Genomic DNA, 9,963 nt, shown 5'->3' with positions numbered 1-9,963 from the left:
CGGCTGATGTAACTGTAGCTTGTCAATCTGAAGTTCCGGCAATGGTTTCTTTAACGGCTAACGATAACTGTCAGGGTGAAATTACTGTACAAGGTGTGGATAGCATTGCTCAAGGCGAATGTGCCAACAACTTCGTAGTAACAAGAACTTGGACTTTTGTTGACGCGTGTGGTAATACTTCATCGGTTTCACAAACTATAAATGTGATTGATGATTTAGCGCCAATCACTCCGCAAGCTCCGGCTGATGTAACTGTAGCTTGTCAATCTGAAGTTCCGGCAATGGTTTCTTTAACTGCTAACGATAACTGTCAGGGAGAAATTACTGTGGATGGTGTAGATAGCATCGCTCAAGGTGAATGTGCTAACAACTTCGTAGTAACCAGAACTTGGACTTTTGTTGATGCTTGTGGAAACACTTCTTCAGTATCACAAACTATTAATGTGATTGATGACTTAGCGCCAATCGCTCCGCAAGCTCCGGCTGATGTAACTGTGGCTTGTCAATCTGAAGTTCCGGCAATGGTTTCTTTAACTGCAAACGATAACTGTCAGGGTGAAATTACTGTACAAGGTGTAGATAGTATCGCTCAAGGTGAATGTGCTAACAACTTCATCGTAACCAGAACTTGGACTTTTGTTGATGCGTGTGGAAACACTTCTTCAGTATCACAAACAATTAATGTGATTGATGATTTAGCCCCAATTGCTCCTCAAGCTCCGGCTGATGTAACTGTAGCTTGTCAATCTGAAGTTCCGGCAATGGTTTCTTTAACTGCAAACGACAACTGTCAAGGTGAAATTACTGTACAAGGTGTGGATAGCATCGCTCAAGGCGAATGTGCTAACAACTTTGTAGTAACCAGAACTTGGACTTTTGTGGACGCGTGTGGCAATACTTCTTCAGTATCACAAACTATCAATGTGATTGATGATTTAGCGCCAATTGCTCCGCAGGCTCCGGCTGATGTAACTGTGGCTTGTCAATCTGAAGTTCCGGCAATGGTTTCGCTTACTGCAAACGATAACTGTCAGGGTGAAATTACTGTACAAGGTGTGGATAGCATCACTCAAGGTGAATGCGCCAACAACTTCGTAGTAATCAGAACTTGGACTTTTGTTGACGCTTGTGGTAACACTTCTTCAGTATCACAAACAATTAATGTGATTGATGATTTAGCTCCAATTGCTCCGCAAGCTCCGGCTGATGTAACTGTGGCTTGTCAGTCAGAAGTTCCGGCAATGATTTCTTTAACTGCAAACGATAACTGTCAAGGTGAAATTACTGTACAAGGTGTAGATAGCATCGCTCAAGGCGAATGTGCTAACAACTTTGTAGTAACCAGAACTTGGACTTTTGTGGACGCGTGTGGTAACACTTCTTCAGTATCACAAACAATTAATGTGGTGGATGACTTAGCGCCAATCGCTCCGCAAGCTCCGGCTGATGTAACTGTGGCTTGTCAATCTGAAGTTCCAGCAATGGTTTCTTTAACTGCAAACGATAATTGTCAGGGAGAAATTACTGTTGAAGGTGTGGATAGCATCGAAGGTGGTTCAGAAGGAAATTGTGCTAATTCATTCATTGTAACAAGAACTTGGACATTTACAGATGCATGTGGTAATACTTCTACTGCAACACAAGTAATAACTGTTAATGACGACATCGCTCCTATTCTTGAAGATGAAGATTTTGTTTCAGAATTAACTGTAAGCTGTAACAACATTCCAGAAATGCCAACACTTACTTTCACAGATAATTGTGGTGGAAGTGTAACGGTAGAAAGTTCTGAAACGATTGTAAATGAAGTAATGGATGAAAACAATTTAATCATCTCTTACGACATCATCAGAAACTGGACTGCTACAGACACTTGTGATAATTCAACCGAAATCACTCAAATCATTCATGTAACCGTTGGCGAAACGTTCAACGCAGGAACCAAAGAACTTTGTAGTAATGATACAGCAAATGCAAATTACAATCTGAATCAGCTATTAAATGGTTTGGTGTCTGAAGATGAATACGACGGAACTTGGGCTATTGAAAACGTAGGTTTTGAATTTGCTTTACAAGGAAACATTCTGAATGTGACACAACTTCCGGTAGGTTATTATACTTTGGGTTACACCTTAAGTACTCAAAATAGCTACTGTCCTAGAAAATACGAATTCTACATTCATGTTCTAGACGATTGTGGTGTATTGGCTGAATGTGCAATAAATGTATTCAATGCAGTTTCTCCTAATCAGGATGGATTGAATGACATTTTCCATATCGAAGGTATAACCTGTTATGCAGAAAACAATGTTAAAATCTATAACAGATGGGGAATCTTAGTGTATGACGAAGACGGCTACAACAACGCAGATATTTCTTTCAACGGAGTATCAGAAGGCCGTACCACACTTAATCGAGGCGAAGAGTTACCAGACGGAACCTATTTCTACATATTGAAATACAAAAGTAATGAAACAGGAAATTGGCTGGATAAATCAGGATACTTATATTTAAACAGATAATTCTCATATACTGTAATCAAAATTAATTTAAATTAGTGATCATGAAAACAAAAATAGCAACACTCATTTTAGGATTAATAGGTATTATGGGGTATTCTCAACAAGACTCACAATACACACAGTATATGTACAATACTGTAAATATAAATCCTGGTTACGCTGGTTCGAGAGAAGTTTTGAGTATTTTCGGATTGCACAGAAGCCAATGGGTTGGTTTAGACGGTGCGCCAACAACCAATGCTTTTTCTTTGAACTCTCCAATTGGTGATTCAAGTTTCGGAATTGGGCTTTCCTTTGTAAATGACCGAATTGGTCCGGCAGAAGAAAACGCCATTTCCGCAGATTTATCATACTTTATTCCAATGTCAGAAAATTATAAACTGGCTTTCGGATTAAAAGGAACTGCAAATCTTTTCAGTATCGATGTTAACAAACTGAATATTCAGCATCAGAATGACCCGCAATTTCAAAATCTGGACAATGATTTCAGCCCGAATGTGGGAGCCGGAATTTACTTGTATTCCGATAAGTTCTATGCCGGATTATCCGTTCCGAATTTCTTTGAAACCAAACGCTACAAAGACAATTCGATTTCCATTACACAGGAAAGATTGCACTATTACTTTATCACAGGTTATGTTTTTGAAGCCAATCCGAATTTAAAAATCAAACCTTCAATTTTAGCCAAAGCTGTTGAAGGAGCTCCTTTACAAATGGATGGTTCTTTAAACTTTTTACTATACGAAAAATTAACTCTTGGGGCAGCCTATCGTTGGGATGCTGCGTGGAGTGCGATGGCAGGATTTCAGATAAGCAATTCCGTATTTATTGGGTATGCTTATGATGCTGAAACTACTCAATTACAGAATTATAACTCCGGATCACATGAGGTTTTCCTCCGATTTGAGTTGTTCAATAATTCTAAAATGCTAACTCCACGTTTCTTCTAAACCTAATGATTATGAAAACTAAAGCATTATTAATACTGGCCGTCTTCATTACATGCAACGCTTATTCACAATTAGGAATAGGGCGACTTGCTTCGGGAGATAAAAAATACGACAAATACGCTTACATAGACGCTATTGAGATTTATGAAAAAGTGGCCGAAAAAGGGCACAAATCACCAGATTTGTTTGAAAAACTGGGTAATTCATACTATTTCAATGGAGAATATGATAAAGCCGAAAGATGGTACAGCGAGCTATTTGCGCTTACATCAGATGTTGAGCCGGAATATTATTTCCGATATGCACAATCCTTAAAAGCAGTTGGAAAATACGACAAAGCGGATGAATATCTGATTAAATTCTTTCAGAAAACCAATAATCCAACCGGTACTGAATTACAGAACAACAAAGATTATTTACAAACCTTACGAGTAAATTCAGATCGTTATAAATTAGAAGATGCCGGAATCAACACCGAATTTTCAGAATACGGTTCTTTCCTGAAAGACAATGAGTTAATTTTTACGTCTGCGCGCTCAACTGGTGATGTATTTCAGAAGAAACATTCTTGGACAGGACAATATTACACACGATTGTATTCTTCTCAAATGGGTGAAGATGGTAAACTGAGCGATGCCAAAGAATATGCTGAAGATTTGGATACCAAATTCAATGAAGCCACACCGGTTTTCACCAAAGACGGCAACACCGTTTATTTTACCCGAAACAATTATAATGACGGTAAAAAAGGAAAAAGTGCTGACAAAATCAATAAATTAAAGATATACAAAGCCACTTTGAAAGACGGTAAATGGGATGACATCACAGAATTACCATTCAACAGTAATGATTACAGCGTGGCGCATCCTGCTTTGAGTGCTGATGAGAAAACACTTTATTTTTCATCAGATATGCCGGGAACTTTTGGTCAGTCGGATATTTTTAGAGTTGCGATTAACGAAAATGGTTCTTTCGGAACACCTGAAAATCTAGGAAAAGACATCAATACTCCAATGCGTGAAACCTTTCCGTTCATTACTGATAAAAATGTATTGTACTTTGCTTCAGATGATCATTTAGGAATTGGAGGTTTAGATGTTTTCGAATCCAAAATGAATAAAGACGGGAGTTACACGGTAATTAAAAACGTTGGTGCTCCGGTTAACAGCGCAAAAGACGATTTCGGTTATGTAGTAAATACAAAAACACATGTTGGTTATGTTACTTCTAATCGTGATGGTGGAGCTGGTTCAGACGATATTTACAAATTTGTAGAAAATGTTTGCGAACAGCTTTTAAAAGGAACAATTACCGATAAAGAAACCGCAGCAGCTTTACCAGGTTCAAAAGTTTCGTTATTCGATTCAAATATGGAATTAATCAAAGTTGTTGAAGCTGATGCTGAAGGAAATTATGTTTTTGAAGAAGAAATCGACTGTGATAAAAAATATTACATCAGAGCTGAACAGACTGATTACGAAACTAAAGAAATTAGTTTATCAACTCCTTTAAAATCAGGAGAATCAAGAGGTGATATTGCTCTGGAAAAAAGAGTTAAACCGATTGATGTTGGTACCGATTTGGCTAAAACATTCGATATCAGCATCATCTATTTCGACTTAGACAAATGGAATATTCGCCCTGACGCTGCTGTAGATTTAGAAAAAATCGTTGCCGTAATGAAACAATATCCAAACATGAAAGTTGATATTCGTTCACACACAGACAGTAGACAAACTCACAAATACAACGAAAGATTGTCTGACCGAAGAGCAAAATCAACATTGGAATATATGGTTAAAAACGGAATTGAGAGAAGTCGTTTAACTGCCAAAGGTTTTGGGGAAACACAATTAGTAAATGGTTGCTCTGATGGTGTTCAATGTAGTGAGGCAGATCATCAAAAAAACAGACGTAGTGAATTTATTATCTTAAGTTTAGAATAGTTATTTAATTACAATCAGAATTAAAAAAGCATCCGTTATTGGCGGATGCTTTTCTTTTTTTGGATTATTTAAACCCAGAAACTAAACACATATTTTAATCACGCTTATTTTCTGATAAACAAATTGGTAAAGTATTTCTTCCCTTCAGCATTTTCTCTTACAGAAATACCCATGTGTGAATAATTACCTTCAATGTTAGCTTTGTGCGAAGGACTTGCCAACCATGCATCAACCACAGACTGCGCAGTCGAATAGTTATACGCAATGTTTTCTCCAACAGCAACCGCTCCGACAGTAGCTCTTAAATTCTCCTCTCTTTGGGCAAAAAGGGCGTGTGTTAATTTGTCGTTTTCAATCATATAGTAGTCATGATCTTCAGCAACATTAGAAATATGATTGATTGTAACAAGTGCGTTTAAGCCTTGACTTGTACGATACTGGTTAATGCGATCAACAATTTCCAACTCTACAGCTGAATAATCGTATTTATCGTTTACAACATATTTTGTATTTGTATCTTCTATTGATTCATCCGAACTGTCTGATGAACAAGAAGCAAAAGTAATAAGCAATGAAACAAATAATAAGGAACGAAAAATTGATAATCTCATAATAGCACTTAAATATTAAATTTCCGTCACCAATACGCAACTGATTGATAACGAGGCAAATGTACATCAATTTCGATTAACTGCAAATTAAATCGATGAAATGCATAAAATTTTAACATTTAAAGCTAAAACACTGAGTTTCAAGGAGATAACCTTTCAATTTTCCATTCGAAGTTTTCTAAAATGGTATATCTGATTCGATCGTGTAAACGGTTCGCACGACCTTGCCAAAACTCAACTGAAACTGGTTTTACAAGATAGCCACCCCAATGTTTTGGACGAAGAATTTCAGAGTTTTGATATTGCTTTTCTAAATCATTTAAATTCTTTTCTAAATATTCTCTGGAAGGAATAATATCGCTTTGCGGAGAAACGATAGCGCCTAACCTACTGCCTTCCGGTCTGGAATCGAAGTAATTATCGGAATCTAATTCTGTGGTTTTCTGAGCAATTCCTTTTATAATCACTTGTCGTTCCATGGAATGCCAGAAGAATGAAAGACAAATATTCGGATTTTCAGTAATTGCTTTTCCTTTTTCCGAATTGTAATTGGTGTAAAATACAAAGCCTTCCTCGTTGAACTTTTTAAGCAAAACCACACGCGACTTCGGAAAGCCATCCAATCCGATAGTAGAAACAGTCATCGCATTTACTTCGCCTTCGCCTCCAAATTCTTCCGTTTCATGAAACCATCTGTGAAATAGGTTCATCGGATCATCCGGAATATTGGTTTCCAGAAGCTCACTCTTTTCGTAAGATTTTCGGTAATTGCTTAAATCTGACATAATTACTAAGACTTTTTCTTGGTGAATAGATTCCAGATAAATTTAATAATTCTCGAGAAATAAGTTTCAGAGTTCGATTTCTTTTCCATCATCTGCAAGTGTTATGTTAGTGAAAATGGTTTCCGCTTCTTCTTTAAAACGCTCAATATTGTCATATCGTGTGGAATAGTGCCCTAAAATTAAATGCTCAACATTTGCTTTCTTGGCAATATGTGCGGCTTGTTTAGCTGTGGAATGCATTGTTTTTTCAGCTAAATGTGCTTCCGATTCTAAAAAAGTACTTTCGTGATATAAAGCTGTTGCATTTTTAATTATCGGAAGAATGCTCTCGTCATAAACTGTATCGGAACAAAAGGCGTAACTTTTGGCTGGCTCCGGATCGAAAGTAAGTTTTTCGTTTGGAATTACTCGTCCGTCTTCTAAAGTAATATCGCCACTGTATTTGATTTTATTGTAGTAGACTACATCAATGTCGTGATTCAGAATAGCGTCAATATTCAGCTTTCGTTCTCTATTTTTTTTAATAAAAAGATAACCGTTTGTGTAAACCCGATGCTTTAACGGAATGGTTTTTACTACCACTTTTTCATCTTCAAAAATGACTTCACTTTCTTTACTTTCCAATTCATGAAAATAAAGATTGTATCCAGTGTAAGAATTTGACAATCTTAGTTGTAGCAGGATTATTTCTTTTACTCCTTTAGGCCCATAAACGTGCAAATCAGTCTGGCGGTTCAATAGCATAAAAGTTGAGATCAAGCCTACCAAACCATAAAAATGATCGCCGTGCAAATGCGAAATGAAAATATGCTCAATCTTTGAAAACTTGATTTTATTCTTACGTAACTGTACTTGAGTTCCTTCACCGCAATCAATCAGAAACATACGATTCTTCATCTCCAAAACCTGAGAAGTCGGATTGGTTATCGTTCTAGGGGTTGCGGCATAACAGCCAAGGATGGTGAGTTTCATATAATTGATAATTAACAATTAATAATTAACAATGGGTATATAGACAATTTTTGAAATTATCAATTAACCATTATCAATTGTCAATTATTTAAAATCCTAAATCGCGTTCGATTTCTTCCATTTCAATCATGTCGTGAGCTTCCAAAAGAGTTGGAACTACTAACATTGAAGCCGGAACATCATTAAAATCGATATTTTCCGCTACAATTACGAATGATTTTTTTGCTTTTCTATGCTTTTTGGATAAGTCAGAAAAACTCTTAATTCCCTTAATATCAACCGATTTATCCTTGGTTACATCTAAAACCAAATTGCGTTCTTTAAACTCATCGTATTGATTAGTAACCTTTTGTAAAAATTCGGAAAGATTTCCTTCAGTATCTTTTAAAATGGTTGTATGTGCTTTGTGATCTACTTTCATTGGTAAGTTGCTAAGTCGCTGAGTTGCTAAGTTACTGAGTTTTTTTCTTTTTTCAGCAACTTTTCACTCCTCACCTCTCACTTACTTAATCTTCTGCGCCAGCAAATAAATTACCGCCATTCGAACCGCTACTCCATTTTCAACCTGATTTAAAATAACAGATTGCTGTGAATCAGCCACATCCGAAGTGATTTCTACACCACGATTAATTGGCCCCGGGTGCATGATTACGATTTCTTTGTCAAGTGAATCCAACAGCGCTTTATCCACTCCGTACTGTTGTGAATATTCACGGGTTGACGGGAAATAATTCACATCTAATCGCTCATTTTGTACACGAAGCATATTGGCTACATCACACCATTCTAGCGCTTTACGAAGATTTGGCTCGTATTTCACTCCTAAAGATTCGATATATCTTGGAATTAGCGTTTTTGGTCCGCAAACCATTACTTCTGCGCCTTGCATTTGGAGTGCAAAGATGTTTGATAATGCTACTCGCGAGTGCAGAATATCTCCAACAATTACGACTTTCTTCCCTCCTACATCACCTAAGCGCTCTCTGATAGAATAACTGTCCAATAATGCTTGCGTTGGATGTTCGTGTGCTCCATCACCAGCGTTTACAATACTCGCTTTTACGTTTTGTGAAAGAAAGTAAGCCGCTCCAGGGTTTTTATGACGCATTACAACCATGTCCACTTTCATAGAGAGGATGTTGTTTACGGTATCAATTAGCGTTTCTCCTTTTTTAACCGAAGATTGCGCCGCTGAAAAACTCATCACATCAGCAGAAAGTCTTTTTTGCGCTAATTCGAAGGAAAGTTTGGTTCTCGTACTGTCTTCAAAGAAAATATTTGCAATAGTAATGTGTTGTAAAGACGGTACTTTTTTAATTGGTCGATTAATGACTTCCTTGAACTGATCGGCAGTTTCGAAAATTAAATCGATATCGTTTTTGTTGATGTATTTTATTCCAAGTAAATGATTGACGCTTAGCTCTTTCATCGTATATGTTGTGTTGTTGTAATTCTAGTTGTCTGTTTGTTTTTCAATTAAAAGGACTTGGTCTTCTCCGTTGTTTTCCTTCCAATTCACAATCACTTTTTCATTATTGATGGCATCTACCTGTCTTCCTCTGTAATCCGGTTGAATGGGTAAATCACGACTGAAACGTCTGTCTATCAAAGTTAATAACTCAATTCCTGATGGTCTTCCGAAGGATTGAATCGCTGTTAAAGCCGCACGAATACTTCTTCCGGTGTACAAAACATCGTCTATAAAAACCACTTTTTTATCTTCTACCAGAAAATCGATTTGGGTTTTGTTGGCTTCCAATGGCTTATCGTTTTTTCGGAAATCATCTCTAAAGAAAGTAATATCCAAAAAGCCAAGCGGAACATTGTTGATATTGTAATCGCTTTCTAAAAGTTGTTTGATTCTTTCGGCCAGAAACTTTCCTCGCGGTTGAATTCCAATAAGAATAGTGTTTGAAAAATCGAGATGTTTTTCGATTAACTGACAGGCCAAACGATGCAGAATAATATTGACTTCTTTAGAAGTGAGCAATACTTTTTGACTCATAATGAAGTGTTGTGTTTGGGATGTAAAAGTACAATATTTTTATTAATCTGAAAGATTATTACTGATAATTGAGTAACTTTAAGCAAGATTTCTTCTCGTAACAACCTTTCCATTTCTTAATCTAAATTAAGTGTTTTCACATAACGGATGTGGTAACTTTGTGTAAGAAATT

At 36.8% G+C, this 9,963-nt stretch carries 9 protein-coding genes; 3 read left to right on the top strand and 6 right to left on the bottom strand.

Annotated elements, in window-relative coordinates; all coding sequences use genetic code 11:
- From RUH60_RS05110 to RUH60_RS05100, 3 genes are all read left to right on the top strand, one after another.
- A partial coding sequence (locus RUH60_RS05110; protein WP_313806089.1) for a gliding motility-associated C-terminal domain-containing protein occupies positions 1 to 2,522 on the top strand: 2,522 nt, incomplete at its 5' end.
- Between the two features lie 41 nt (positions 2,523 to 2,563).
- Positions 2,564 to 3,472, top strand: a complete 909-nt coding sequence (locus RUH60_RS05105) for a type IX secretion system membrane protein PorP/SprF (RefSeq protein ID WP_313806088.1) — start codon at positions 2,564 to 2,566, stop codon at positions 3,470 to 3,472.
- An 11-nt stretch (positions 3,473 to 3,483) separates the two neighbouring features.
- Positions 3,484 to 5,418, top strand: a complete 1,935-nt coding sequence (locus RUH60_RS05100; RefSeq protein ID WP_313806087.1) for an OmpA family protein — start codon at positions 3,484 to 3,486, stop codon at positions 5,416 to 5,418.
- Positions 5,419 to 5,522: 104 nt separating this feature from the next.
- Here RUH60_RS05100 and RUH60_RS05095 read toward each other — a convergent pair whose 3' ends face one another.
- The 6 genes from RUH60_RS05095 to pyrR form a co-directional block, all read right to left on the bottom strand.
- Entirely contained in the window at positions 5,523 to 6,029 is a 507-nt protein-coding gene (locus RUH60_RS05095) for a CAP domain-containing protein (RefSeq protein ID WP_313806086.1), read from the bottom strand.
- A gap of 140 nt (positions 6,030 to 6,169) precedes the next feature.
- Positions 6,170 to 6,814 carry a pyridoxamine 5'-phosphate oxidase gene (pdxH, locus tag RUH60_RS05090; RefSeq protein WP_313806085.1) on the bottom strand — a complete coding sequence of 215 codons (645 nt, stop codon included), beginning with the start codon at positions 6,812 to 6,814 and terminating at the stop codon, positions 6,170 to 6,172.
- Positions 6,815 to 6,880: 66 nt separating this feature from the next.
- On the bottom strand, positions 6,881 to 7,786 hold the full coding sequence (locus RUH60_RS05085; RefSeq protein WP_313806083.1) for a ribonuclease Z: 906 nt from the start codon (positions 7,784 to 7,786) through the stop codon (positions 6,881 to 6,883).
- Positions 7,787 to 7,874: 88 nt separating this feature from the next.
- Entirely contained in the window at positions 7,875 to 8,207 is a 333-nt protein-coding gene (locus RUH60_RS05080; RefSeq protein WP_313806082.1) for a ribonuclease Z, read from the bottom strand.
- A gap of 81 nt (positions 8,208 to 8,288) precedes the next feature.
- A complete protein-coding gene (locus tag RUH60_RS05075; protein ID WP_026981505.1) occupies positions 8,289 to 9,215 on the bottom strand; it encodes an aspartate carbamoyltransferase catalytic subunit in 927 nt (308 codons plus the stop codon).
- A 24-nt stretch (positions 9,216 to 9,239) separates the two neighbouring features.
- A complete protein-coding gene (pyrR, locus tag RUH60_RS05070; RefSeq protein WP_313806080.1) occupies positions 9,240 to 9,791 on the bottom strand; it encodes a bifunctional pyr operon transcriptional regulator/uracil phosphoribosyltransferase PyrR in 552 nt (183 codons plus the stop codon).
- Positions 9,792 to 9,963 lie beyond the last annotated feature (172 nt).

The organism is Flavobacterium sp., assembly GCF_032153895.1.
GTDB lineage: Bacteria > Bacteroidota > Bacteroidia > Flavobacteriales > Flavobacteriaceae > Flavobacterium.
This window is presented reverse-complemented; position numbering and strand designations above follow the sequence as displayed.

Coding starts and splice junctions, on each gene's coding strand:
- RUH60_RS05105 (WP_313806088.1), top strand. CDS start 2,564: ATGAAAACAAAAATAGCAACACTCATTTTAGGATTAATAGGTATTATG.
- RUH60_RS05100 (WP_313806087.1), top strand. CDS start 3,484: ATGAAAACTAAAGCATTATTAATACTGGCCGTCTTCATTACATGCAAC.
- RUH60_RS05095 (WP_313806086.1), bottom strand. CDS start 6,029: ATGAGATTATCAATTTTTCGTTCCTTATTATTTGTTTCATTGCTTATT.
- pdxH (WP_313806085.1), bottom strand. CDS start 6,814: ATGTCAGATTTAAGCAATTACCGAAAATCTTACGAAAAGAGTGAGCTT.
- RUH60_RS05085 (WP_313806083.1), bottom strand. CDS start 7,786: ATGAAACTCACCATCCTTGGCTGTTATGCCGCAACCCCTAGAACGATA.
- RUH60_RS05080 (WP_313806082.1), bottom strand. CDS start 8,207: ATGAAAGTAGATCACAAAGCACATACAACCATTTTAAAAGATACTGAA.
- RUH60_RS05075 (WP_026981505.1), bottom strand. CDS start 9,215: ATGAAAGAGCTAAGCGTCAATCATTTACTTGGAATAAAATACATCAAC.
- pyrR (WP_313806080.1), bottom strand. CDS start 9,791: ATGAGTCAAAAAGTATTGCTCACTTCTAAAGAAGTCAATATTATTCTG.